At 71.9% G+C, this 24,926-nt stretch carries 25 protein-coding genes; 10 read left to right on the top strand and 15 right to left on the bottom strand.

The window, feature by feature from the left end:
- Nucleotides 1–158: 158 nt before the first annotated feature.
- The 8 genes from tsaD to E1200_RS06780 all read right to left on the bottom strand — a co-directional run bounded on the left by tsaD (nucleotide 159) and on the right by E1200_RS06780 (nucleotide 8,279).
- Entirely contained in the window at nucleotides 159–1,193 is a 1,035-nt protein-coding gene (gene tsaD, locus E1200_RS06820) for a tRNA (adenosine(37)-N6)-threonylcarbamoyltransferase complex transferase subunit TsaD (RefSeq protein WP_131950945.1), read from the bottom strand.
- On the bottom strand, nucleotides 1,193–1,663 hold the full coding sequence (gene rimI / locus E1200_RS06815) for a ribosomal protein S18-alanine N-acetyltransferase (RefSeq protein ID WP_131950944.1): 471 nt from the start codon (nucleotides 1,661–1,663) through the stop codon (nucleotides 1,193–1,195). Before rimI ends, tsaD begins: the two co-directional genes overlap by 1 nt.
- 20 nt (nucleotides 1,664–1,683) lie before the next feature.
- The gene (gene tsaB, locus E1200_RS06810) at nucleotides 1,684–2,364 is read right to left on the bottom strand and encodes a tRNA (adenosine(37)-N6)-threonylcarbamoyltransferase complex dimerization subunit type 1 TsaB (protein ID WP_131950940.1); all 681 of its coding nucleotides are present in this window, start codon (nucleotides 2,362–2,364) and stop codon (nucleotides 1,684–1,686) included.
- Between the two features lie 60 nt (nucleotides 2,365–2,424).
- A complete protein-coding gene (locus E1200_RS34710) occupies nucleotides 2,425–3,789 on the bottom strand; it encodes a hypothetical protein (protein ID WP_243708384.1) in 1,365 nt (454 codons plus the stop codon).
- A 129-nt stretch (nucleotides 3,790–3,918) separates the two neighbouring features.
- The gene (tsaE, locus tag E1200_RS06795) at nucleotides 3,919–4,380 is read right to left on the bottom strand and encodes a tRNA (adenosine(37)-N6)-threonylcarbamoyltransferase complex ATPase subunit type 1 TsaE (protein ID WP_279484047.1); all 462 of its coding nucleotides are present in this window, start codon (nucleotides 4,378–4,380) and stop codon (nucleotides 3,919–3,921) included.
- A 5-nt stretch (nucleotides 4,381–4,385) separates the two neighbouring features.
- Complete coding sequence (locus E1200_RS06790) at nucleotides 4,386–5,453, bottom strand: alpha/beta hydrolase (RefSeq protein WP_131950937.1); 1,068 nt, start codon at nucleotides 5,451–5,453, stop codon at nucleotides 4,386–4,388.
- Nucleotides 5,454–5,461: 8 nt separating this feature from the next.
- Nucleotides 5,462–6,586 (bottom strand): alanine racemase, encoded by a 1,125-nt coding sequence (alr, locus tag E1200_RS06785; protein ID WP_131950936.1) that lies wholly within the window; start codon nucleotides 6,584–6,586, stop codon nucleotides 5,462–5,464.
- Nucleotides 6,587–6,755: 169 nt separating this feature from the next.
- Nucleotides 6,756–8,279, bottom strand: a complete 1,524-nt coding sequence (locus E1200_RS06780; protein ID WP_131950935.1) for an NAD(P)H-hydrate dehydratase — start codon at nucleotides 8,277–8,279, stop codon at nucleotides 6,756–6,758.
- 249 nt (nucleotides 8,280–8,528) lie between these two features.
- On the opposite strand from E1200_RS06780, the gene E1200_RS06775 reads away from it, so the two are divergent.
- The 3 genes from E1200_RS06775 to E1200_RS06765 all read left to right on the top strand — a co-directional run bounded on the left by E1200_RS06775 (nucleotide 8,529) and on the right by E1200_RS06765 (nucleotide 10,104).
- On the top strand, nucleotides 8,529–9,389 hold the full coding sequence (locus tag E1200_RS06775) for a helix-turn-helix transcriptional regulator (protein ID WP_131950934.1): 861 nt from the start codon (nucleotides 8,529–8,531) through the stop codon (nucleotides 9,387–9,389).
- Between the two features lie 39 nt (nucleotides 9,390–9,428).
- A complete protein-coding gene (locus tag E1200_RS06770; protein WP_131950933.1) occupies nucleotides 9,429–9,650 on the top strand; it encodes a DUF397 domain-containing protein in 222 nt (73 codons plus the stop codon).
- A 247-nt stretch (nucleotides 9,651–9,897) separates the two neighbouring features.
- Nucleotides 9,898–10,104, top strand: coding sequence for a DUF397 domain-containing protein (locus E1200_RS06765; RefSeq protein WP_131950932.1), 207 nt, complete (start codon nucleotides 9,898–9,900; stop codon nucleotides 10,102–10,104).
- A 258-nt stretch (nucleotides 10,105–10,362) separates the two neighbouring features.
- Here E1200_RS06765 and glmS read toward each other — a convergent pair whose 3' ends face one another.
- Entirely contained in the window at nucleotides 10,363–12,207 is a 1,845-nt protein-coding gene (glmS, locus tag E1200_RS06760; RefSeq protein ID WP_131950931.1) for a glutamine--fructose-6-phosphate transaminase (isomerizing), read from the bottom strand.
- Between the two features lie 123 nt (nucleotides 12,208–12,330).
- On the opposite strand from glmS, the gene coaA reads away from it, so the two are divergent.
- Nucleotides 12,331–13,272, top strand: a complete 942-nt coding sequence (gene coaA / locus E1200_RS06755) for a type I pantothenate kinase (protein WP_131950930.1) — start codon at nucleotides 12,331–12,333, stop codon at nucleotides 13,270–13,272.
- A gap of 106 nt (nucleotides 13,273–13,378) precedes the next feature.
- Nucleotides 13,379–14,656, top strand: coding sequence for a UDP-N-acetylmuramoyl-L-alanine--D-glutamate ligase (murD, locus tag E1200_RS06750; RefSeq protein ID WP_165950219.1), 1,278 nt, complete (start codon nucleotides 13,379–13,381; stop codon nucleotides 14,654–14,656).
- A 9-nt stretch (nucleotides 14,657–14,665) separates the two neighbouring features.
- On the opposite strand, the gene E1200_RS06745 is transcribed toward murD, so the two are convergent.
- Both E1200_RS06745 and E1200_RS06740 read right to left on the bottom strand, forming a co-directional pair.
- Nucleotides 14,666–16,039, bottom strand: coding sequence for an alkaline phosphatase PhoX (locus tag E1200_RS06745; protein WP_131950928.1), 1,374 nt, complete (start codon nucleotides 16,037–16,039; stop codon nucleotides 14,666–14,668).
- 83 nt (nucleotides 16,040–16,122) lie between these two features.
- Nucleotides 16,123–17,064, bottom strand: coding sequence for a site-specific integrase (locus tag E1200_RS06740; RefSeq protein ID WP_131950927.1), 942 nt, complete (start codon nucleotides 17,062–17,064; stop codon nucleotides 16,123–16,125).
- Between the two features lie 566 nt (nucleotides 17,065–17,630).
- On the opposite strand from E1200_RS06740, the gene E1200_RS06735 reads away from it, so the two are divergent.
- From E1200_RS06735 to E1200_RS06720, 4 genes are all read left to right on the top strand, one after another.
- Entirely contained in the window at nucleotides 17,631–18,299 is a 669-nt protein-coding gene (locus tag E1200_RS06735) for a hypothetical protein (protein WP_131950926.1), read from the top strand.
- Nucleotides 18,300–18,548: 249 nt separating this feature from the next.
- A complete protein-coding gene (locus tag E1200_RS06730; RefSeq protein WP_131950925.1) occupies nucleotides 18,549–18,950 on the top strand; it encodes a hypothetical protein in 402 nt (133 codons plus the stop codon).
- Nucleotides 18,951–19,047: 97 nt separating this feature from the next.
- Nucleotides 19,048–20,121 (top strand): hypothetical protein, encoded by a 1,074-nt coding sequence (locus E1200_RS06725; protein WP_131950924.1) that lies wholly within the window; start codon nucleotides 19,048–19,050, stop codon nucleotides 20,119–20,121.
- Nucleotides 20,122–20,138: 17 nt separating this feature from the next.
- Entirely contained in the window at nucleotides 20,139–20,438 is a 300-nt protein-coding gene (locus E1200_RS06720; RefSeq protein WP_131950923.1) for a hypothetical protein, read from the top strand.
- A gap of 76 nt (nucleotides 20,439–20,514) precedes the next feature.
- Here the strand turns inward: E1200_RS06720 and E1200_RS06715 are convergent, their stop codons facing one another.
- From E1200_RS06715 to E1200_RS06700, 4 genes are read right to left on the bottom strand one after another with little or no spacing between them, the layout of a single operon-like run.
- Nucleotides 20,515–21,231, bottom strand: a complete 717-nt coding sequence (locus E1200_RS06715; RefSeq protein ID WP_131950922.1) for an ABC transporter permease subunit — start codon at nucleotides 21,229–21,231, stop codon at nucleotides 20,515–20,517.
- A gap of 4 nt (nucleotides 21,232–21,235) precedes the next feature.
- Nucleotides 21,236–22,192: an ABC transporter ATP-binding protein gene (locus E1200_RS06710; protein ID WP_131950921.1), complete on the bottom strand. Its 957-nt coding sequence runs from the start codon at nucleotides 22,190–22,192 to the stop codon at nucleotides 21,236–21,238.
- Nucleotides 22,189–23,067: an ABC transporter permease gene (locus E1200_RS06705; RefSeq protein WP_131950920.1), complete on the bottom strand. Its 879-nt coding sequence runs from the start codon at nucleotides 23,065–23,067 to the stop codon at nucleotides 22,189–22,191. Before E1200_RS06705 ends, E1200_RS06710 begins: the two co-directional genes overlap by 4 nt.
- Complete coding sequence (locus E1200_RS06700; protein ID WP_131950919.1) at nucleotides 23,064–24,008, bottom strand: ABC transporter ATP-binding protein; 945 nt, start codon at nucleotides 24,006–24,008, stop codon at nucleotides 23,064–23,066. Before E1200_RS06700 ends, E1200_RS06705 begins: the two co-directional genes overlap by 4 nt.
- A 267-nt stretch (nucleotides 24,009–24,275) precedes the next feature.
- On the opposite strand from E1200_RS06700, the gene E1200_RS06695 reads away from it, so the two are divergent.
- Complete coding sequence (locus E1200_RS06695; protein WP_243708383.1) at nucleotides 24,276–24,881, top strand: HNH endonuclease family protein; 606 nt, start codon at nucleotides 24,276–24,278, stop codon at nucleotides 24,879–24,881.
- Nucleotides 24,882–24,926 lie beyond the last annotated feature (45 nt).

Below are 24,926 nucleotides of genomic sequence, written 5' to 3'. Positions count from 1 at the left end.
CCTCGAAGCAACCCCCGGCCCCGCACGCGGGTGCGTGACCTGACCGGTGGGGTGCAGCCGAAGGCGAGTTACACCGGAAGATTGCGGAGCGATGCGCGCGCACAGGCCAGGTCACGGGGCCAGCTCACGGGGCGAGCGCTGGCGAGCGGAGTGGGGCGTTACTGCATGAGTACCGACTCGATCGGGAGGCTGGAGTCCGCCGGGAGGGACAGGTCGGACGGGGCGGCGCCGGTGGCGACCAGTTCGGAGCCCAGGGCGGCGACCATGGCGCCGTTGTCGGTGCAGAGCTTCGGGCGCGGGACTCGGAGGCGGATGCCGGCGGCCTCGCAGCGCTCCGCCGCCAGGGCCCGCAGGCGGGAGTTCGCGGCGACGCCGCCGCCGATGAGGAGGTCGTGGACGCCGTTGTCCTTGCAGACCTTCAGCGCCTTCTGCGTCAGGACGTCCACCACGGCCTCCTGGAAGGACGCCACCACGTCCGCGACGGGCACCGGCTCGCCGGCGCGCTCCTTGGCCTCCACCCAGCGGGCCACGGCGGTCTTCAGGCCGGAGAACGAGAAGTCGTAGGTGCCGTCCTTGTACTTGCCGCGCGGGAACGCGATGGCGGCCGGGTCGCCGTCGCGGGCCATCCGGTCGATGACCGGGCCGCCCGGGAAACCCAGGTCGAGGACGCGGGCGACCTTGTCGAACGCCTCGCCGGCCGCGTCGTCCACGGTGCTGCCGAGGGAGCGGACGTCGCCCGCCACGTCCGGGACCAGCAGCAGCGACGAGTGGCCGCCGGACACCAGCAGCGCCACGCACGGCTTCGGCAGCGGGCCGTGTTCGAGCTGGTCGACGCAGACGTGCGCGGCCAGGTGGTTGACGCCGTAGAGCGGCCTGCCGAGCGACAGCGCGTACGCCTTGGCCGCGGCGACCCCGACCATCAGCGCGCCGGGCAGGCCGGGGCCGGCCGTCACCGCGAACGCGTCGATGTCGGTGAACGCGACGCCGGCGTCGGCGAGCGCCCGGTCGATCGTCGGCCCCATCGCCTCCAGGTGCGCGCGCGACGCGACCTCCGGCACGACGCCGCCGAACCGGGCGTGCTGGTCGACGCTGGACGCGATGGCGTCCGCGAGCAGGGTGTTCCCCCGCACGATGCCGACCCCGGTCTCGTCGCACGACGTCTCGATGCCGAGCACCAGCGGCTCGTCCCGAATCACTTGCTCTCCTTGGTGAAGCCCATGGGCGGACGGGTGCGGAGCTTGCGGCACATGACGATCGCGTCCACGTCCGAGGGCTGGTAGTACCGCCTGCGGACGCCGACCTCGTCGAAGCCGAACCGCTCGTAGAGGCGGCGCGCCCCGGGGTTGTCGGCGCGGACCTCCAGGAACACCGCCTCGCTGCCGCGGCGGGCGGCCTCGTCCAGCAGCTCGGTGAGCAGCGCGGCGCCGATGCCGCCGCCCCGCCGGTCGGCGCGCACCCCGATGGTCTGCACGTCGGCCTGGCCGCCGGCCGCGGCGAGGCCCGCGTAGCCGACGAGCTCGCCGCCGGGGGTCTCCGCGACGACGTAGTGCCGGGTCCGGGACTGGTCGGCGAGCTCCGCGCGGAGCATGTCCTCGCTCCACGCGTCCTCCGGGAACAGCGCCTGCTCCAGCTTGAGGACGGCCGGGAGGTCGCCGGCGGTCATGGCCCGTACGACGATCTCGCTCACGCGCGCGTCACCTTCTTGCGCGGCCCGGGCTCCTTGGCGTCCGGCCTGCGCAGGTAGAGCGGCTCGGGCGGCAGGAGCTCGGGGACCTTCATCCCGGCCAGCCGCGCGACGGTCAGCTCGGCGAGCGCGGTCGCGGTGGGCAGCAGCGGCTCGTGCTCGCCTTCGCCGAAGACGTCCGGGAACAGCGCGGCGCCCTCGCCGATGACGGGCAGCCCGGCGGGCGCCCCCTCCAGCACGTCGGACGGCGCCCCCACGGCGGGGCCGGTGGCGCGCGCGCGGCGCGAGTCGTACCGCGCCCAGTAGACCTCCTTGCGCCGCGCGTCCGTGACGACGGCGAACGGCTCGGTCCGTCCGCTGGCCCAGGCGATGATGTCCAGGGTGCAGGCACCGTGCACGGGGATGCTGAGCGCGTCCCCCATGGAGCGGGCCGTGACCAGCCCGACCCGGAGCCCGGTGTACGGGCCCGGCCCGACCCCGACGGCGATGGCGCTCAGGTCCGCGGGCGCCGCCCCGGCCTCCGCCATCACGCCCGCGATGGAGGGGGTGAGCAGTTCGGTGTGCCGGCGGCGGTCGACCGCCTCGGCCACCCCGCGCGGCACCGCGCCCTCACCCGGCGTCCACTCGTACAGTGCCACGGTGATCGCGGCGGTCGCGGTATCGAAAGCCAAGACCAGCACGGGTTGTAAGCCTACAGGCCGCCCCCGGCCCGGGAACCTCTCCCGGCCTCAGGACCGGCCTCAGGACCGGCCGAGCTCCTGCACGACGGCGCGGGCCGCCTCGACCGCGCCGTCGGTGGCGGCGTCCGAGGAGAGCGGGTCGCCGTCGTCGCCGCCGGAGTAGTGGACGGTGACGAGGACGTTGCCCGAGCGGACGTTGGCGATCGCCTCGCCGGCGCCCTGCCCCTTGTCGACGCTGTAGACGGCGTAGCCGTCGTCGCCGACGTCGTCGAGGCGGCGCTTGTCGGTGAGCTTCTGCCCGGCGATCAGCGCCTTGCCGGACTCGTCGGCGGAGCGCTCGGAGGCGAACAGGGCGGTGGCGGTCGCGGTGGCCGTCTTGCCGCTCGCGGCCTCGATCGCGCGGAGCTCGACGGTGAGCTGGCGCTTGTTCTTGCCGGTGTAGGCACCCCAGACGCACTGGTTCTGCCGGTCGCTGCTCTGGTACGCCTCGGCCTCGGTCCGCTTGGACCCGGGGGCCAGCCTGTCGGCGATGTCCTGGGCGAGGATCGTGCAGGAGTCCGGGACGGCGGAGAACTCGCCGTTCGCCGACGGCGAGCTCTCGCTGGCGCCGCTGCCGACGATGCGCCCACTGTCGTCGTCACCGCTCGCGCCGACGCCGTTCAGGAGGACGATCGCCGCGAGGACGCAGACCGCGACGGCCGCGGCCGCCCCGCCGAGCACGACGGCCCAGCGCCGGCCGGTGCGGCGGTCCCGCACCACGCGGTGGCTGCCGGTCCGGTAGCCGCCGCTGCCGCCCGACCCGGACCGGTAGGAGCCGCTGCCCGTCCGGTATCCGCCGCTGTCGGTGCGGTACCCGCCGCTGTCGGTGCGGTAGCCGCCGGTGCGGTAGCCGCCGCTGTCCGTGCGGTAGCCGCCGCTCTCGGTGCGGTAGCCGCCGGTGTCCCGGCCGTACTGGCCGGAGCCGGTCTGGTAGGGCCCGGTCTCCCGCTGGTACGGGTTGCCGGCCGACTGCCCGGAGCGGTACCCGCCGGACTCGTAGCCACCGGACTCATAGCCACCCGACTCGTAGCCACCGGACTGGTACCCGCCGCTCGGGTAGCCGCCGCTCGGGTACCCGCCGGACTCGTACCCTTCGGAGCCGTACCCGCCGCTCCGGTATCCGCCGGACTCGTAACCGCCGCCGGTGGCATACCCGCCGGCGGCGTACTTGCCGGTCTCGTAACCGCCGGACTCATAACCGCCGGTCTCGTAACCGCCGGACTCGTAACCGCCCGTGTCCGAGGAACCGCCGGGCTCCCGGTACGGCGCGTACTCGTCGCCGCCCGCGCCGTACCCACCGCCGTCCCGCCGGTAACCGCCGCCCCGGCCACCGTCCGAACCGCGGTAGCTGTCGCGGTGACCACCGCTGCCATGGCTACCACTCACGGTTCCCACTCCTGCTTGCGGAAATCAATATGTCGCGAAGGTGAGGCTCGTTCCGGCAAAGAGTACGACATCTCGCCGTAAAGTGGTCCATCCGGGTTTGCAAAAAGCGAAGAAGTTGTCCGGACCTCGTCATCTACCGCCGAGTTCCAGGTCGGACCAGCGATCACCGACCCCGACGATCCTTACTTCGCGTTCCTCTCCGGCGCCCTCGCCGCGCGAAAGGATCACTTCTAGGCGGTCCTCGGCAAGGCCCTCCGCGATTCCTTCTCCCCACTCGACGATCGTCACGGATTCATCGAGTGACGCATCAAGATCGAGGTCGTCCATCTCCGCGAAACCGCCCAGCCGGTAGGCGTCCACGTGGACGAGCGGAGGGCCGCCGCAGAGCGAGGGATGCACCCGCGCGATCACGAACGTGGGGGACGTGACCGGCCCCCGCACCTTCAACCCCTCGCCGATACCCTGCGTGAGCGTCGTCTTGCCCGCGCCGAGCTGCCCCGTCAGCACCACCAGGTCGCCGGGACGGAGCACCCCGGCGAGGCGGACCCCCAGGTCACGCATGTCTTCGGCGGTCGGGACAGTGACCGATATCACACTCACGCGGTGCGCTCCTTATGCTGTCTCGGCCGGACGCGCCCGATCAGCCGGCGCAGGCCGCCGGTCACCACGCCCGGGTACTCCAGCGGCAGCACGTGCCCGGCCTCCGCCACCTCGACGAGCTCCGCGTCCGGCAGCGCCTCCGCGATGCGGCGGGCGTGCGGCGCGGGCGTCAGCCGGTCGGCCCCGCCGGCGAAGACCAGCGTGGGCACGTTGCCGAGGACGCCGAGGCAGGCGACCTTGTCGTGCGCCATGAGCGCCGGGTAGAACTCGGCGATCACGTCGATCGGGGTGTTCCTGATCATGTGCTCCAGGAAGTCGACCACGGTGGGGCTCACGTGCTTGTCGGCGAACGCCATCTTCCGCGTGACGACGAACGCCAGGTCGGAGCCGAGGCCGCGGGCCCGCTCCACCAGCTCGGCGCGGCGGCCGAGGCCGCGCAGCGTCCGCGGGGCCAGCGGCCGGACGACCTTGGCCAGCACCAGCGGCAGGCCCAGCGTCATCTCCGCCAGGTCGCCGCAGGACGTGTTGATCAGCGCGACCCCCGCGACCTGCCGGTCGAACAGCTCGGGGTGCCGGTCCGCCAGCGCCATGATCGACATGCCGCCCATGGAGTGCCCGACGAGGATGACCGAGCGGTTCTTGCGGACCGTGGCCTTCAGCACGGCGTACAGGTCGTCGCCGGTCTGCTCGATCGTCGCGTTCAGCGGGTCGCTCCGCCCGGAGCGGCCGTGGCTGCGCTGGTCCCAGAAGACCATCCGCACGGACCCCTGCAGGTCGCGCCGCTGGTAGTGCCAGGAGTGCAGGTTCAGGGTGTAGCCGTGGCAGAACACGATGGTCAGGTCGGCGTCCTGCGGGCCGTCCACCTCGACGTGCAACGGGAGCCCGTCGGTCGCCCGGACGGGCACCTCCCGGCCGCGCAGTTCGCCGAACGGCTCGCCGGCATCGGGGTCGGGCCGCAGCCGGACCCGGCCGACCACGGCGTGGCGCAGGCCGACGGCGGCACCGACACCGGCACCCGCCACGGCGCTCGCGACACCGAGCCTGCGCCTGTTCCTGCCGTCCATACGCCCCCCTACCGCCTCCCGGCCGGGTACGTCCTCGGTACCCGGGACCCGATGCGGGTGACGATCTCGTAGGAGATCGTTCCCAGTGCCTCCGCCCACTCCTGGGCGGTCGGCTCACCCCGGTCGCCAGGACCGAACAGGACGACCTCGTCCCCCGCCGCGAGCGTGTCGCCGCCGAGGTCGATGACGAACTGGTCCATGCAGACCCGCCCGGCGATCGTCCGGCGCCGCCCGCCCGCGAGGACCTGCAGCAGGTTGGACCCGTGCCGGGGGATTCCGTCCCCGTACCCGGCGGGGACGACGGCGAGGGTCGTGTCCCGTTCGGTGTGGTATGTGTGACCGTATGACACTCCGCTGCCTGCCGGGACCCGTTTGACCAGCGCCGCGGCGGCCACGAGCGTCATCGCCGGCCGCAGCCCGAACGTGCCGGCCGCCGGGACGGGCGTCAGCCCGTAGGCGGCGATCCCGGGGCGGACGAGGTCGAACCGCGCCTCGGGCAGCGTCAGCGCCGCCGCCGAGTTGGCGATGTGCCGGACCTCGAACCGCGCGCCGGTCTTCTCCGCGTAGCCGAGCATCCCGGTGAACGCGTCGAGCTGCGCCGCGATGGAGGGGTGGCCCGGTTCGTCGGCGCAGGCGAAGTGCGACATGACCCCGGCGACCCGGACGTGCCCCTCCGCCTCGGCCTTCAGCGCCGCGTCCACGAGGGCCTCCCAGTCGCGGCCCCGGGCTCCGCCGCGGGACATGCCCGTATCGGCTTTGAGGTGGATCCGGGCGGGCCGGCCCGCCTGCTCCGCCGCCCGGACGATCTCGTCCAGCAGCCAGGTCGCGCCGACGGTCAGGTCGACGTCCCGCGCGATCGCGTCCGCGTAGGGCTCGCCGGGGACTCCGATGCAGGCCAGCGTCCGGACGGTGATGCCCGCGGCGCGCAGCCGCAGCGCCTCGGCCAGCTTCGCGACGCCCAGCCAGGAGGCGCCGCCCGCGAGCGCGGCCCCGGCCGCCTCGACGAGCCCGTGCCCGTACGCCTCGGCCTTCACCATGGCCATGACCTCGGCGCCTCCCGCGCGGTCGCGCAGCAGGCCGATGTTGTCGCCGATGGCGTCGAGATCGACGCGCGCCTCCGCCGGAACCCTCATACCAACAGTCTGCCGTCCTCGGGGCCGTACCCGGAGCGTCACGGCCCAGCTCACGGCCATTCCGGCGCGTATTCGCCCGCCCCCGCGACGCCCTCTGCCCGATAGGACGTAAATGCCCGGTCAGTGGTTCAGAAACGCCCCGGAAAGGCAGGCCCTGCCGCTGCGGACGCTAGAACCGCTGTGCGACGGCTCGGGCGCTGCGGCGGAACGCCTCCGGCAGGGCGTCGATGACGTCGTGTGCGCCGATGGGGGCTTCCGGGCCGGGCTCGGGCGCGGCGGCGAGGCGGCCGGCGAGGCCGTGCAGGTAGGCGCCCGCGGCCGCCGCGTCGAGGGCGGGCATCCCGCCCGCCAGGAGGGCGCCGATCAGGCCGGACAGGACGTCGCCCGTCCCGGCGGTGGCCAGCCGCGGGGTGCCGGTCGGGTTGACGCGGACGGGACGGTCCGGTTCGGCGACCAGCGTCGTGGAGCCCTTGAGCAGGACGGTCGCGGACAGCTCGGCCGCGGCGCGCCGGACGTGCTCCAGCCGCCCCGCCTCGATGGCCGCGCGGTCGGCGGCGATGAGGCGGGACAGCTCGCCCGCGTGCGGGGTGAGGACGGTCGGGGCCGCGCGGCGCAGCAGGTCGCGGCGGCGGGCCAGGACGGTGAGGCCGTCGGCGTCCACGAGGACGGGCAGGTCGGTGCCGAGGACGGCCGCCAGCAGCGACTCGGCGGCGTCGCCGGTGCCGAGGCCGGGGCCCACGACCCACGCCTGCACGCGTCCGATGCGTTCGAGGACCCCGGGGCCGTGCGGGCCGGGCTCGATGACCGTTGTGACGGCCTCGGGCCAGCGCCGCCGCACGAGTTCGGCCGGGTGCGCGACGGAGGCGAAGCGCACCATGCCCGCTCCGCCGCGGACGGCGCCGCCCGTGGTGAGGACGGCCGCGCCGGTGAACTCGTCGCCGCCCGCGAGGACGCCGACCACGCCCCGGCGGTACTTGTCGGACTCGGAGCCCGGCTCGGGGGGCTGGACGTCCGCCGGGCGGGCCGCGACGACGTCGGGGTCGGGCAGGTCGGGGCCGAGACCGATGTCGACCAGCTCGACCACCCCGCAGTGGGACGCGCCCGGGTCGATGAGCAGGCCCGGCTTGTGGGTGCCGAAGGTGACGGTGACGTCGGCGTGGACGGCGGTCCCCTCGACGCGGCCCGTGCTCGCGTCCACGCCGCTCGGGACGTCGCAGGCGACGACGGTGCCGGGGGCCTCGGAGGCCAGCGCGGCGAGGCGGGCGTAGGGCTCGCGGAGGCCGCCGGTCCCGCCGATGCCGGTCAGCCCGTCGACGACCAGGTCGGCCTGGGCGATGGCGGCGTGGGCGATGGCGGCGTGGGCGATGGCGGTGTCCTCGCCGTCCCGCAGGACCCGGCCGCCCGCCGCCAATAGTGCCGTCAGGCCGCCCTGGTGAACCTTGGAGCCGGCCTGCACCGCCTGGACGCGGGCGCCGCGCCGGGCGAGGCGCGCTCCGGCGTAGAGGGCGTCGCCGCCGTTGTCGCCGCCACCGACGAGGAGGACGACGCGCGACCCGTACACGGCGGGCAGGACGCGGGCGCAGACGGCCGCCAGCCCGGCGGCGGCGCGCTGCATCAGGGCGCCGTCCGGCAGGCGCGCCATCAGGGCCTCTTCGGCCGCCCGGACCTTGCCGACCTCGTGCGCGTACCTCATCCGCGGCTCCCCATGTCGATCCCACCCTCAGCGTGCCACGCGGAGCGCCTCCGCAACCGTCCTCCCGAACGGCACCGGACGCCCCCTCCGTCCTTGATTGCAACTTTTGCTGCAACTTTCAATGTCTGATGCGGGCGGGGATCACCGGCCGTAGAATCGTGGCCATCCGGTCCGATGCGTCCGCACCGCGGCCCCCCGTGATGCGGATCGCGCCCACATCAGTCCGCCGGGACTGGAGAGGCCCCATCGATGAGCACTTCCCGCGGTCCCTCCGTCCGGCAGCGGCGGCTGGCCGCCGAACTCCGGAGACTGCGCGAGCGGATGGGGCTCACCGGCGACGAGGTCGCCGAGCGGCTGAGCTGGTCGACCGCCAAGGTGTCCCGGATCGAGAACGCGCGGACCGGCGCGAAGATCATCGACGTCCGGCGCCTCCTGGACCTCTACGGGGTGGACGGGTCCCGCCGCGACGACCTCGTCTCCCTGGCGCACGACGCCGCCCAGCGGGGCTGGTGGGAGGAGTACCGCGACCTCCCGAGCGAACTCGCCGACTTCATCGCGCTGGAGTCCGAGGCCACCGCCGTCCGCGAATGGGGCAGCACCGTGTTCCCGGGGCTGCTGCAGACCGAGAACTACGCGCGGCACGTGATCGGCGGCTGGAGCGACCTCGCGACCCTGCCGCCGCAGGAACTGGAACGCCGGCTGGACGTGCGAATGCGGCGGCGGGAGCTGTTGCACCGCGCACATCCGCTGGAACTGTCCGCGGTAATCGACGAGTCGGTTCTGCAACGCCGGATCGGCGACCGCAAGGTGATGCGGGAGCAACTCGAACATCTTTGCCGGATGACCGACCGGCCGAACGTCACGCTGCAGATACTGCCTTTGGACGTAGCGCACTCGGTGTTGGCCGAGTCCTTTATACTTCTGGAATTCTCACCGGTGCACGACATCGTTTTCCCTGATATCGTTCACACCGAATCCCTGACGATCAGCCACTTCGCGGACGAGACTGTCACTTATATGTACAGGCTCGCGTATTCAAGCCTGGCCGATCAGGCCCTGGACACCGCCGAGTCACGGCGGCGCATCGCCGCGGCCAGAGACGCCTGGTGAGAGTCCGCAAAGGGGCTCAATCCTTGTGAAAGGCACTCGGTGTCCCCTTTCGCCACTCCTGCTCCGCAATGGCGGAGAAGCGCCCACTGCGGGGCGAGCAACACGTGCGTCGAAGTCGCCGCACTGGCCGGTTCGTCCCATTTCGTCGGGGCGCGTGATGCCAAGCACGGTACGCAGAGCCCGGTCCTGTCATTTTCCCAGGGAGAGTGGCGGGAGTTCGTCGGACGAGCCAAGAAGGGCGAATTCGACGTGCGTCGATAAGACGCGGCGCGCGCCCCGCCGCCGCCCCCAGGGGGTGCGGTAGGGCGCCGCGGTGGACGGGCCGGGTCCGCGCCGGACTCGGCTCGCTGCCCCTCACCTGCGAAACTCCGGCCCTTCCTCGCCACTCCTGACACCCGCGCATCGCTCAGACCGCAGGTGGTCAGGAGTTTTTTGTGATCTTGTTACCTTGTGCTTGGCACCGGCAGCGCAGCCGCGGCCATCCGCAACTCTCAAGGCAGGAGCCGGTATGAGTTCGTCCGCTGAAACGCCGCCCGCCCGCTGGAGAAGGAGCACCCGGTGCGCGAGCAACGGATGCGTCGAGGTCGCACGACTGGGCGACGGCGCGGTTTCCGTGCGGGACACCGAGAACACCGCGGTACGCCTGGCGTTCGGTCCCGCCGAATGGCGCGGGTTCACCGAGCGGGCCAAGGCGGGCCGCTACGACCACCCCTGAAAGAATCCCTGCAACTTACGCACTCGCTGAGATTCCCAACTCGATCAGAGAATTGCGCGAATGAGCGATGAAAGCGTTCCGCCCCCTGCCCACCGAACGTTTTCACGCCGCGCACCGCAATGCCCGACGAATTTCCATCCGTGATCGGGTCGAGACCATTGACCGGACACGCGGACGCCCCCGCACCACGGTGCGGGGGCGTCCGCGTCCGGATGACCGGCACACGTGCGCACAACGGCGGGCGGGCCCGCCCGCGCGCTATTCGACGGTGACCGACTTGGCGAGGTTGCGGGGCTGGTCCACGTCGTGGCCCTTGGCCGATGCGAGCTCGCACGCGAACACCTGCAGCGGGACGGTCGTCACCAGCGGCTGCAGCAGCGTCGGCACGGCCGGGACGCGGATGAGCGTGTCGGCGTACGGCTCGACCGACTCGTCCCCGTCCTCCGCGATCACGATCGTGCGGGCGCCGCGCGCCCGGATCTCCTGGATGTTCGACACGATCTTGTCGTGCAGGACGTCCCGCGCCCGCGGCGGCACGATCACCACGACCGGCAGCCCCTCCTCGATGAGCGCGATCGGCCCGTGCTTGAGCTCGCCCGCCGCGAAGCCCTCCGCGTGCATGTAGGCCAGTTCCTTGAGCTTCAGCGCGCCCTCAAGGGCGACGGGGAAGCCCACGTGCCGGCCGAGGAACAGCACGCAGTGCTCGTTCGACAGCGACCGGGCCAGCTCACGGACCGGCTCCATCGTCTCCAGGACCTTCTCCACCTTCTCCGGCATCAGCTCAAGGAGCTGCACCATGGCGAAGACCTCGTCCCCCCACTTGGTGCCGCGCACCTGCGCGATGTAGAGGGCGATGAGGTAGACGGCGACGAGCTGGGTCAGGAACGCCTTCGTGGACGCGACCGCGATCTCCGGCCCCGCGTGCGTGTACAGGACGCCGTCGCACTCGCGCGGCAGCGTCGAGCCGTTCACGTTGCAGATGCCGAGCAGCTTGGCCTTCTGCTCCCGCGCGTGCCGGACGGCCATCAGCGCGTCCATCGTCTCCCCGGACTGGGAGATCGCGATGACCAGCGTCGTCGGGGACAGGATCGGGTCGCGGTAGCGGAACTCGCTGGCCAGCTCCACCTCGCAGGGCAGCCCCGCCCAGTGCTCGATCGCGTACTTGGCGATCAGCCCGGCGTGGTACGACGTCCCGCACGCCACGATGATGATCTTGTCGACCTCGCGGAGCTCCTGGTCCGGGATGCGCATCTCGTCCAGGTGCAGCCGGCCGTCGGCGCCGATCCGGCCGAGCAGCGTGTCGGCGACCGCCCGGGGCTGCTCGGCGATCTCCTTGAGCATGAAGTAGTCGAAGCCACCCTTCTCGGCGGCGGACACGTCCCAGTCGACGTGGTACTCCGTCACCTCGGCGGGCCGCCCGTCGAAGTCGGTGACGGTCACCCCGCTCGCCCGCAGCTCGACGATCTGGTCCTGGCCGAGCTCGATCGCGTCCCGGGTGTGCGCGATGAACGCCGCGACGTCGCTGGCGAGGAAGTTCTCGCCGTCCCCGACCCCGACGACCAGCGGCGAGTTCCGCCGCGCGCCCACCACCAGGTCGGGCGAGCCGGTGTGCACCGCGACGAGCGTGAAGGCGCCGTCCAGCCGGCGGCAGACGCGCCGCATCGCGTCGGCGAGGTCCCCGCCCGCCTTCAGCTCGTCCTCCAGCAGGTGCGCGACCGCCTCGGTGTCGGTGTCGGAGCCGAGCCCGTGCCCGGCCTCCTCCAGCTCCGCCCGCAGCTCGGCGAAGTTCTCGATGATCCCGTTGTGGATCACCGCGACCGAGCCGGTGCAGTCGAGGTGCGGGTGCGCGTTCCGGTCGTTCGGCGGGCCGTGCGTGGCCCACCGCGTGTGCCCCATGCCGAGCGTCCCAGCGGGCGGCGGCTCCTCCTCCAGCGCGCCCCGCAGGTTGACCAGCTTGCCCGCGCGCTTGGCCGTCGCCAGCTTCCCGTCGGCCAGCACGGCCACCCCGGCCGAGTCGTAGCCGCGGTACTCCAGCCGCGCCAGCCCCTCCACGACCACGTCGAGCGCCTGCCGGCCGCCTACGTACCCCACGATTCCGCACATGGCGGCAACTCTATTCGGTGTCCTCCGCCGGGCCTACAGGCACCGGAGACCGAACCGCGACGTCCGGGCGGCCGGCCGGTGAAAACGCGGTTATCGGACGGGCCCCCGGTTACTGTTTCAGCCATGACGAGCGGATTGGACCCCCTGCCGAACCCGTACGTGGAGCTGACCAGGGACGACTGGCGGGGGCTGCGCGAGAGCACGCCGCTGCCGCTCACCCCCGGCGAGCTGGACGCGCTGCGCGGGCTGAAGGACCCCATCGACATCGCCGAGGTCGAGGAGGTCTACCTGCCGCTGTCCCGGCTGCTGAACCTGTTCGTCCAGTCCAGCGGGCTGCTGCGCGACACCGTCGGCGGCTTCCTCGGCGGCGACGTGCCGCCGACGCCGTTCATCATCGGCGTCGCCGGCAGCGTCGCGGTCGGCAAGTCCACGACGTCGCGGCTGCTGCGCACGCTCCTCGCCCGCTGGTCCGAGCACCCGACCGTCGAACTGGTCACCAGCGACGCCTTCCTGTACCCGAACTCGGTGCTGTCCGAGCGGGGGCTCATGGACCGCAAGGGCTTCCCGGAGTCCTACGACCGCCAGGCCCTCGTCCGGTTCGTCTCCGCCATCAAGTCGGGCGTGGACGAGTACGCGATCCCGGTGTACTCGCACCTGGAGTACGACGTCGTACCGGACGCGACGCAGACCGTCCGGCGGCCCGACATCCTGATCGTCGAAGGGCTGAACGTCCTGCAGCCGCCGCCCGCCGGCAGCCTCGGCGTCGCGGACTTCTTCGACTTCTCCATCTACGTGGACGCCCGCGTCGAGGACATCCGGCAGTGGTTCGTCGACCGGCTGTTCGCGCTGCGCCGCACCGCGTTCACCGATCCGCGCTCCTTCTTCCACAAGTACGCGCACGAGCTGGACGAGGACGAGACCGCCGCGTTCGCCCAGCGCGTCTGGCGGGACGTCAACGAGATCAACCTCGTCTCCAACATCCTGCCGACCCGCTCCCGCGCCACCCTCGTCCTGCAGAAGGACCGGGACCACTCCGTCCAGCGCGTCCGCCTGCGCCGCATCTGACGCCGCACCCGCACGGGCGCCGCGTTTCGGCCGCCGAGCGGGGAGCATGGCTGCAGTACCCTTCGAGCGTTCCGTCTCGATCAACGTCCGTGCGGGGAGTCTCCGGATGCGTATCGCAGTTGTCGGCTATGGCGTCGAGGGGCGTGCCGCCGTGGAGTACTGGCGACCGCGTGGCGAGATCGTCGTCCATGACCGCAAGGACGTGGAGCTGCCCCCGGACGTGGAGGGCCGGACGGGCGCCGACTACCTGCGTGGGCTGGACGAGGCCGATCTGATCGTCCGCGCCCCCGGCGTGCACCCGAGCGCCCTGCCGGCCGGCGATCACGTGACCAGCGTCATCGGCGAGTTCCTGGCCGAGTGCCCGGTCCCGGTCATCGGCGTCACCGGCACCCAGGGCAAGGGCACGACCTGCACCGCCATCGCCGCCATCCTGGGCGCCGCCGGCCGCCGGGTCTTCCTCGGCGGCAACATCGGCGTCCCGCCCCTGCGGTTCCTGCCGGAGCTGGCGGACGGGGACGTGGTCGTCCTCGAACTGTCCAACATGCAGCTCATCGACCTGAAGCACTCCCCGCGGATCGCGGTCGTCCTGCCGGTGACGCCCGACCACCTCAACTGGCACCCCGACATCGAGGAGTACTACGCCGCGAAGACCTCGATCACGGCGTACCAGAAGCCGGACGACACCGTCTTCTACGCCGCCGGCAACCCCGTCGCCGAACGGATCGCCGCCGCCGGCGCGGGCCGGAAGGTGCCCTTCGGCGTCCCCGCGGGCTACCACGCCGCGGACGGGGCGATCCACGACGGCGCCGACCGGCTCCTCGACCTCGCGGACAGCCCGCTGCTCGGCGAGCACAACGTCGCCAACCTGACCGCCGCGGTCGCCGCGACGTTCGACCTCCTCGGCCGCGACACCGCGCTCCTGCGCGCGGGCGTCCGCGCCATCAAGCCGCTGCCCCACCGGCTGGAGCCGGTCGGCGAGTCCGGCGGCGTCGCCTACGTCAACGACTCGCTGTCCACGACGCCGGAGACCGCGCGCGCGGCGATGGCCGCCTTCCCCGGGCCGAAGGTCATGATCTTCGGCGGCTCGTCCAAGGGGCTGGCCTTCGACGCGCTCGCCGAGTCGGCGGCCAAGGAGAACATCCGGGGCATCGTCATCATCGGCGAGGTCGGGCCCCGCATCGCCGACGCGCTGAGCGACGCGGGCATCACCGAGCACACCGTCGTCGGCGGCCCGATGACCGAGGTGGTCGCCGCGGCCGCCGCGATGGCCCGGCCCGGCGACACGGTCCTGCTCTCCCCGGCGTGCGCCAGCTTCGGCGACTTCCGCGACTACGCCGACCGCGGCGACCAGTTCAAGGCCGCCGTCCGCGACCTCATCGGCTAGCCCACCGGGCTAGTGGTGGTTCCAGGGGCCGGTCACCGCGAACGTCGTGCCCGGGTTGTAGACGTTCACGTACATCGTCGGCCGGCCTCCGCCGGCGAACGTCACGCCTGCGAACTCGCCCCACTCGGGCTCGGTCCCGGTGCCGATGTTCTGCCGGTTCCTCGCCACCGGGTACACCTCGCGGCGGCGGGTCACGCCGTACACGTGCTGCGCGCCGCCGCCGTCCTCGCAGACCATCAGCCCGCCCTGCGGGGCAAGGCAGATGTTGTCGGGCGACTCGCCCGGCGTCCGCACGTCGGTGTCCGGCCCGAACACGATCACCAGGGTGAGCCTGCGGCCACGCGGCTCGTACGACCACACCTGCCCGAAGTGGTCGGCGCCCGACCCCTCGTCCCGGCGCGCGAAGCTCGTCACGAAGTAGACGCGGTCGCCGCCCCAGTAGCAGCCCTCCAGCTTCTGCGCGTGCGTGACGCCGCCGCGCCCGAAGTCCTGGAACCGGATCGGGGTCTGCCTGGCGAGCGGGTCGGGCACCCGCTTCCACCGGACGCCGTCGATCACGGTGCCGGGCCGTTGCACCACCGACAGGTCCGGGACGCCGGGAACGCTCATCGCCTCCAGCCGCCCACCGGCCCGTAAGCTCCCCGCCCCGCCGCGCGGCCGCCTCGGCAGGAACCGGTAGAACAGCCCGAAGGGCCGCTCGAACGCGTCCTCGGTCTCGTACACGGTCCCGTCGCGCGGATCGACGGCGACCGCCTCGTGCTGGAACCGCCCCATCGCCTCCAGCGGCTCGGGGACGGTCCGGTCCTGCCGGTACGGGTCGACCTCGAAGACGAACCCGTGGTCTTTGGTGAAGTCCCCGGTGCCCGCCCTGTCCTCGTTCTCCTCGCAGGTCAGCCAGGTGTTCCACGGGGTGGGGCCGCCCGCGCAGTTCACCGCCGTCCCGGCGATGGCGACCCGCTCGGCGTGGACCCGCCCGCCGCGCCCGACCTCCAGCGCGGTGCACCCGCCCAGCGCGCCCGGGTCGTAGGTGACGCCCTCGACCGGCGGCACCCCGTGCTCGGCGTCCGGGCGGTTCTCGTGGTTGCGGACGAGCCAGGTGCGCCCCCGGCCGGGGAAGGCGGCCATGCCGTCGAAATTGCTCGGGACGGCCCCCTCCCCCGAACGGAGCGGCTCCCCCTCGCGGGACAGGACGGTGTACCGGAACCCGCGCGGCAGGTCCAGCAGCCCGTCCGGGTCGGGCACCAGCGGCCCGTATCCGGCGCGGCCGCCGGCCGCCGCGGCGGCCGCGTCACCGGCGAACAGTTCCTCCACGGCGCCGGTGAAGGCGATCCCCGCCCCCACCGCGCCCGTCCCGGCCAGGAGCCGGCGTCGGGAGACTGACATGGCACACACTCCCCTGGGGCGGACCGATCAGATGCCCCACGGCCGTTGTAACACGGGTCACACCGCCGGGATATGGCAGACACTCACAGCGCGAGGCCGTGTCGTCCCCGTTCCGTGCCGTCCTCCCATGCCGGATCGGCCGGCGGGCGCGGATCGACGTAGCCGGCCAGGCTCCGGACGTCGTCGTGGCCCGACAGCGCCATGAGCATCGGGCCCGTCCAGCCGTCCTCGCCGAGGTGGGTGAGGCGGGAGTGGCGGAGCTGGTGGAGGGTGTAGCCATGCCCCTCCGGGTCGATCCGCTTCGTGACCTGCTTGAAGAGGTACTCCGCGCGTTCGTAGGACAGCCGGCCCCGCCCGGTCACCGGGCACAGGTCGCCCGGATCGGGCATCCGGGCGGGCGCGGGACGCCGGTCGGTGAGGAAGACCGGCCCGCGGGCGCGTCCCTCCACCAGTTCGGCGAGCCGGTGCGTCGTCCCCGACTGCCAGCGCAGCCACCGTTCGACGCCGTCCTTGGTGACGCGCCCGCGATTGCCGGCGAGGTCGAGGTCCTCGACGTCGAGTGACAGGACGAGGTCCGCCCTGGCGGCCGACTCGTACAGCAGCCGCCAGAGCACCCGCTCGCGCTGCGGCACGTCACCGTTCTCCAGCAGAGCGGCGATGATCCGCCGGTCGATGACGCGGGTGCGGCCGCGAGGCTCGGGCCGGCGCTCGATGCACGCGGCCAGGTCGCCGGTGTACCAGCCGCGCCGGACGGCCCAGACCGTGAGCGACCGCAGGGCGGCGCGATGCCGGTTCCAGGTCCGGGCGGCGGCCTCGTCCCACGCGGCGGTGAACACCACGGCGATCCGCTCGGCCGTCATCCACTGGAGCGGGACGTCCTCGCCGAACTCCCGCAGCAGCCACCGGATCGTCTGCGCGTACGACCGGATCGTGTCGCCGTCCAGGTCGCGGCGTCCCAGGAAAGCCTCGGCCGCATCCTTCAGGGAGACCGCGGCGCCGGTGATCGTTTTCGCGGAATCGATCATGAGGTAACCCCGGTGCGCACGGCCGGAAAAGGAACCATTTCAAGATCATTATTGCCGTGGCCGAGGCGCCGGGACTCACGGCTAAATCCGACCTCGGGGGAAGAGCTCCGCAAGCGCTCGCAGATCAGGGCGTGCGCGTTCAATACGGTAGGGCTGTCCAAGGCGTCCACTTCCTTATGATTGCTGTTATTAGGTCTCCCCTGGAGACCGCAGGTGTCGGCACGAAGGCTTTCCCGGACGCCTCCCGCGAGAAACCTCGGGCGATAGGGAATTGTCCGGCCGACTCTCAAGAGTCACCATCCGGATATGCGGCCGTACCCCCATGACAGGGAATCGATTATTCCCTGTCACATTGCACATGGGGTTCTTCCGCCATGGACATCGCTTTACCATTCGCTGGTTCTCAGGCAATGGCGCTTCTGCGTACGTTGGGTCCGGTCGAGAGCACGGCGCTTTCGCCGCCGATCTGAATAACAGGCCGGCGAAGCGCCGGGAACACGACCACGGCGATTTCTCTGGGAGCCATAAAGGCACCCGGTCGCCACACCTATCGGAGAGGTGAACTCATGACGAGCTACAGTCTCACCGTCATCAACGAATCGGAGCTGATGCAGGGCAGCCCGACCTTCGCCGTCGTGGCGGAGCTGCCGGAGGCCCGCACCGCCAGCGCCCTCAGCACCGCGTGGCTCACGCAGGTGATCCACCCCGGGAACAGGTACACGTTCACCTGGGAGATCGACTGGGGTTTCGCGTGGTCGGCCAGCGGCACGGTCAAGGACTACGAGTGGGTGGCGAACGGCGCCCTGCCCGCCGACCCCGCGTCGAGCGCCCAGTGTGCGGCCACCTTCGACTACATGAGCGGGGACTTCCTGCTCAAGCCCGCGACCCAGACGCCGGCGCCGAACAACGACCAGCTGTGGATCGAGGACAGCAGCGCCATCCCGCGGCCGAGCGTCCAGCCGAGTTCGGTCGGCATCACCCTGAACGGGCAGCCCGCGTGCGTCGCGGACGCCGGCCCCAACCTGGAGCACATCTTCACGCTGCACCCGACGTACTACATCGTCGCGGGCAGCTTCAAGCAGTCCCAGATGGTGGACGTGGCGACGCTCACCCAGACCCAGGAACTGGAGTACGACGACGGCGTCGCGTCGCTGACCGTGGTCCTCACCGACGCCAACACCTGGAACGTCGCGCACGGCACCCTGGCCGACCCGGCCCGGCCGCTGCGGCAGTGACCGCGGCACCTTCCGTTTGATCACCGGCCGGGCCACCGGCCCCTGAGCCCGGTGTCCTCCGGGGCGACACCGCCCGCGCCGCCCGGCCGCACCGGCCACCGCCCACCGCGGAGGCACCGGGGGTTCCACGGCCGCCGGGTCCCCGTTCCCGCTCGGTGCGAGCGGGAACGGCCGGCCCGGCGGCCCCGGGCCCGCACCCGGCCGGCGCCGGGAAACCGACCACCACGTGAAAAGCGAAAGGAGAAGTCCATGGTGCAGTTGCTGCAGGGAATGCCACGCGTCCTCGACCAGACCAACCGGGCGATCAGAAGGCAGATCAGCGACCAGGCCGGCGACATCGAGTTCGCCGACATCTGGCGCACCGGCGGCAATGTGATTCCGCCGAGCAGGCGCAACCCGGTCCGCATTGACAACCAGGGCGTCGGCTACGACGTGATCGACAACACCGGAACGAGTCACGGCAGGGGCCAGCAGATCGTCGCGAGAGGAGGAAATGCCACCTACGCGATCGTCTGTGTGGCCGATTCCCTCAGACAGCTGCACACCGACCCGGATCACCCGCAGATCGACACGGTGATGGCGCTGCTGCGCAACGCCTTGAAGCTCAGCGCGAGCAGCGATCCGGGATGCGTCTACATCGTCGTGCCGTAGCCCGGCGATTCCGAATTGAGAAACCGCGAGCGCCCGGCGGGCAACGAGAGCACCGCCGGGCACGCACGATCAGTTGATTTGAGAAAGGCATATAATCATGGGTAAGCATGGTTCATTCGGCTCCGGCGCCGTCCCGAACGCGGTGCGGAACACCAGGGACGAGATCGCGGCGGCCCTCCAGGCCGCCACCGGGAGCGCCCGGGCCACCGGGGCGGCCCGGGGCCGCCGGGGGACGGGCAACGTCCAGGGCGTGGCCATCGGGCTCGGCGACTCCGCCACCGGGATGTCGCCGGTCGTCACCGTGTACACGGCGGCACCGGTCGCGGCCGGCGACGCGCGTGCGATGGTCGTCGACGGCCTGGGCGCCCGCTCCGCGGCGGATGCGCCGCTGCGGTTCGTGACGAGCGGGGTCATCCGGGCCCGTGGCAACACGCGCCGCGTCCGCCCGGCGCCCGGCGGGTTCTCGATCGGGCACCCCGACGTGACCGCCGGAACCCTCGGCTGCCTCGCGAAGGGCCGCAGCGCTCCGCGGCGCGACAACGTCCTCTGCCTGAGCAACAACCACGTCATCGCCAACACGAACGACGCCCGCCTCGGGGACCCGATCTACCAGCCGGGGCCCGCGGACGGCGGTGGTCCGGCCGACAAGATCGCCGTGCTGGAGCGGTTCATCCCGCTCCGGTTCGACCTCGCGACGCCGAACCGGGTCGACTGCGCCACCGGCCTGTGCGACCCCAAGGCGGTCACGCCCAAGATGGGGTACGAGGCCGGCGAGGACATCGAGTACTTCGAGATCGGTGACCAGCCCATCCCGGCCTCGCTGGGTATGCTGGTCGGCAAGTCCGGCCGCACCACGGGACTCACCCGCGGGGTCGTGACGGGTCTCGACTGGTCCGGAGTGGTCGACTACGACGACGACCGGATCGCGTTCTTCGAGGACCAGATCGTGATCACCGGCATCGACGGCGACCCGTTCTCCGCCGGCGGGGACTCGGGCTCGGTCATCTGGCGGTGGGACGAGAAGCGGAACGTCGCGGGCCTGCTCTTCGCGGGTACGTCCCCGAGCGACGACGACGATGACGACGTGGACGAGCCGAGCGACATCACGCTCGCCAACCCCATCAGCGCCGTCCTCGACGCACTGGACATCAATCTCTACACGGGCGCGTAACCCAGGGGAGGAAGTTCGTGGACGAGAACCGGAAACCCGGAGATCACCGGCCTTCGCCTGACCGGCCGGAGGGGGCGGCGGCGCCCGAGCCGCCGCAACAAGCCCCGGACGTCCCGCTCCGCGAGGTGATCCGGCGGCACCGGGGCCGGCTGCTGGCGATCGACGGCGTCCAGGGACTCGACCACGGCCGCGCCGCGGACGGGACCGATGTGATCCGCGTCCACATCCGGGACGCGTCCGTCCGCCGCGCGGTGCCCGGGGAACTCGACGGGCACCCCGTGACCACCATCGTCACGGGCAGGTTCAAAGCACGCTGACCGGCGTGGACCGGCGGCGGGTCGTCCGACCCGCCGCCGGTTCGCGCGTGTACGCACCCCGAAACCCGCGCCCGGGTCACTCGGCGCTGGCGACCGGGAGTGAGCGCAGGCGGAAGGTCGCGAGGAACGCGGCCACGAGCGTCACCACGACCAGCATCGTGATCGCCACCGGCAGCCCGACGGTCGAGGTGACCATGGACGCGTCGGTGAGCGCGTCGGCCACCGACAGGGACCACTGCTGGACGGACGCCGACTTGGCCCCCGGCGCGAAGCTCCCCAGGAGGGTCTCCCACACCAGCGCGTACAGCAGCCCGATCGTGACGGCGTTGCGGCTCAGCACGCCGAGGGCGACGAACACCGCGCTGTAGGCGATGCCGCCGACCAGGATGCCGATCGCGAACGCGGGCGTCACCTGCGCGGTGGTCCCGACCAGGATCAGCCCCGCCAGCAGCGTCGGGACGACCGCGAACAGCGTCACCAGCGTGATCGCGACGACCAGCTTGGTCACCACGATCACCTCGCGCGGGATCGGCTTGGTCAGCACGTACATGATCTGGCCGTCGTCGATCTCCGGCGCGATCACGCCCGTCCCGGCGATCAGCGCGAGCAGCGGCAGCAGGGTCGCGAGCCCGAAGTTCTGCAGGACGTGCGAGGAGAGGGTCAGGTCGTTGTTGCCGGTCGCGCGCAGGAGCAGCGACAGGACCAGCAGGAGCAGCGGCAGCCCCAGCAGGAGCAGCGCGCGCTTGCGCCCGAGCATCGCCCGGAACGTGATCATCGCGATGGTGGGGTTCATTCGATCACCGGGCCACGAGGTAGGAGAAGACGCTTTCCAGGGACTCGTCCGACGGGGAGACCTCCCAGAGGCGCACGTCGGCGTCCCGGGCGAACCGCGGGAGCAGCCAGGTGAAGCGCTGGAAGTCGACGGCCTCGATCTGCAGCCCCTTGTCGGTGAGCTGGACGCTGCGGGCCGAGCCGTCCGCGATGACGGCCGCGGCGAGCCGCCGGTCGTCGGACGAGCGGACGAGGAACACGTGCGGCCGGTCGGTCATCAGCCGCCGGATCTTGCGGAAGTCGCCGGACGCCGCGTGCCGCCCCGCCACGATCACCTCGATGTGGCTGGCGAGCCGCTCCACCTCCTCCAGGATGTGCGAGGAGAACAGGATGGTGCGCCCCTCGTCGGCCATCCGGCGGATGAGGTCCATGAGCTGGAGCCGCTGCCGCGGGTCCATGCCGTTGAACGGCTCGTCCAGCAGCAGGACCGGCGGGTCGTGCACCAGCGCCGACGCCATCTTGATGCGCTGCTTCATGCCCTTGGAGTAGTTGCCGATCGGGCGGCCGACGGCGTAGTCCATCTCGACCTGGGCGATCGCGCGGCGCGCGGCGGCGGCCGGGTCGGGCAGCTTGTGCAGCTTCGCCATCGCGAGGATGAACTGCTCGCCGGTGAGGAAGTCGTAGGCCGACTCCCGCTCCGGGACGAGGCCCAGCTTGCGGTAGGCGCCCGGGTTCTGCCAGATCGGCGCGCCGTCCAGGGTGACGGTGCCGGACGACGGCGCCAGGAACCCGCCCATCATGTGGATGAGCGTCGACTTGCCGGCCCCGTTCGGGCCGAGCAGCCCGGTGACGCCCGGTCCGACCTTCATGGAGACGCCGTTGACCGCCACGACATTGCCGTACCAGCGGGAGACGTTCTGCAGCACCAGTTCGCTCTTGCCCGCCACAGGGGGACGACCTCCCGCTTCGCTCGCCTCGCTCATGAGAGGCCCGCCTTCCTGAACCGGCGGTACAGGACCGCGATCGAGCCGAGGACGATGGCGGCGCACACGGCCAGCGCGACCACTCCCCCGGTGACTCCGGGCGCGATGCCGACCGAGGACGACTCGGCGCCGAGCAGCCTGACCTGCACGATGTCCACCAGGTTGAACGGGGCGCCGAGCCCGGCCCAGCCCTGGAGGGCGAAGTTCGTCCGCTCCTCGGCGATGCCCTGGACGATCCCGACGATCGTGGTGCTGAGCATGTAGACGGCGATCACCGCGGCGACGCCGAACCCGCGCCGCGGGGTGTGCGCCGCGATCACCATGCCGATCGCCGCCAGCACGAGCGCGAACAGCACGCAGCCGGCCAGGCCGCCCAGGTACTCCAGGGCCTGCCGGCCCGGATCGGGCGCCTTGGCGACCAGGCCGCCGAGGTACAGGACGGTGACGGGCACCGCCATGAGCGCGAACAGCGCGGTCGCCAGCGCGGCGCTCTTCGCCAGGACGAAGTCGAGATGGCCGACCGGGCGCGAGAAGTACAGCGGGATGACGTGGAACCGCACCTCCCGCGAGGCCAGCACCGGCGCCTGCGTGGCCAGGAAGATCGCCACGATGACCTGCATGATGTTCGCGTAGGCGGCGTAGGGGATCAGCGCGTCGGCCTCGTCGGTGACCGCGAACACCGCGACCGACCCGGCGGCGGGCAGCAGCATGATCGCCCCGAGCAGGAACGGCATGATCTTGGCGCGGGCGGGCCGGCCGAGGCCGAACGCGGCGCGCAGGTTGTGGACGTACAGGGACCGCAGCACGTAGCCGCGCCCGTTGCGGGGCCCGTCGTAGTGGCGGTAGCCGATGTCGTGGATCGTGCTGATGCTCATCGGGACGCCTCCTGCGGATGGGTTCCGGCCGCGCCCTCCGCCGGCGGCCCGGCCCGGAAGACCTCCTCGATGTGGTGGCGGCGCTGCTCCATCCGGATCAGCCGCAGCCCCAGGTCGGCGACGCCGTCGCGGATCAGGTCGTAGGTCGTCTCACCGGCGATGTCGACGACGAGGAACCGGCCCTCCGGATGGACGGACACGCCCTGGTCGTACAGGTGGCGGCCGAGCTCGTCGCGTCCCTCGTCGACCTCGACGGTGAGCACGCCGCTCGCGGCGGTGTACGCCTCGACGGCCTGGGAGCGCAGCAGCTTCCCGCCGTCGATGATGACGACGTGGTCGCACACCCGTTCCAGCTCGCCGAGCAGGTGCGACGTGACGAGCACGCTGATCCCGAACTCGGCGCCGATGCGCCGGATCAGGTCGAGCATCTCGTCGCGCCCGGCGGGGTCGAGGCCGTTGGTGGGCTCGTCGAGGAACACGAGCTTCGGGTCGTGGACGAGGGCCTGCGCGAGCTTCACCCGCTGGCGCATCCCGGTGGAGTAGCCGCCGATGGGACGGTAGCGCTCCTCGTACAGGCCGACGTGCCGGAGCGTGTCGGCGGCGCGTTCGCGGGCCGCGGTCGGGGGGAGCCCGGACACCCGGGCCATGTGCACGACGAACTCGGTCGCGGACACGTCCGGGGGCAGGCACTCGTACTCGGGCATGAACCCGACGCGCTCGCGGATGCGCAGGCCCTCGCGCGCGATGTCGAGGCCCAGCACGGTCGCGGTGCCCGACGTGGGGGGCAGCAGCCCGAGCAGGATCTTGATGAGGGTCGACTTGCCGGCGCCGTTGGCGCCGACCAGCCCCACGACGCCCGGCTCGACGGCCACGGAGAGGTCGTCCAAGGCGGTCACCCGGGAGAACCTCATCGTCAGGCCCTGGGTGGCGATGATCGGCATGGCAAAGAACCTAGCGGCTGGCCCGGCGCGGCACGTCAACCCAAAGGGCGATACCTGGCGGCCGTTCGTCCACCGCGGGATCGACCTTCGTCACCCCGCCGCCCTACCCATGGCCGGTGACCCCCGGGCAGGTGGCCACGGCACCGTCCCATACGGTTTGCTTGGTATCCATACATATCCATATATGTCGGGCGGTAGGTCATGGTGCGGACGGCTGTGGCGGGCCTGGCGCTCGTCGTCCCTCTGGCGGTGGGCTGCGATGCCGGCGTGGGTCTCTCCGAGGGCGGCGGCTCTCCGGCCCCCGGCGGGACGGCGGACAAGCCGGGGTCCGGCGACGAGAAGCGCGCCCGGACCGCCCTCGCCGGGCTGCGGATCGCGTCCGAGGGCGACGGCGGCGGGTACGAGCGCGAGAAGTTCGGGACGCGCTGGAAGGACATCGACCGCAACGGCTGCGACCAGCGCAACGACGTCCTCGACCGCGACCTGTCGGACGTCGGCAAGAAGGGCGACTGCGTCGTCATGAGCGGCCGGCTCCGCGACCCCTACAGCGGCAAGGAGATCACCTTCGCCAAGCAGGACGCGGCCGAGGTGCAGATCGACCACATCTACCCGCTCGCGCTGGCCTGGCGGATGGGCGCCTCCCGCTGGAGCGAGGACGAGCGCGAGAAGTTCGCCAACGACCACGACAACCTGCTCGCGGTGTGGGGCGTGCCGAACCGGCAGAAGAGCGACTCCGGCCCCGGCGAATGGAAGCCGCAGAAGAGCTACCAGTGCACCTACGCGGTCAAGTACATCGCGGTCGCCGACAAGTACGAACTGCCGGTCACCCGCGCCGACCACGGCGCCCTCAAGGACTTCCTGGCCCGCTGCTGAGCCCCCGACACCGGACCCCCGACACCGGACCCCCGAACACCGGAT

The organism is Actinomadura sp. GC306 (assembly GCF_004348665.1).
Classification (GTDB): Bacteria; Actinomycetota; Actinomycetes; order Streptosporangiales; family Streptosporangiaceae; genus Spirillospora.
Note: the sequence above shows the minus strand (reverse complement) of the source record. Positions and strands in the feature narration are given on the sequence as shown.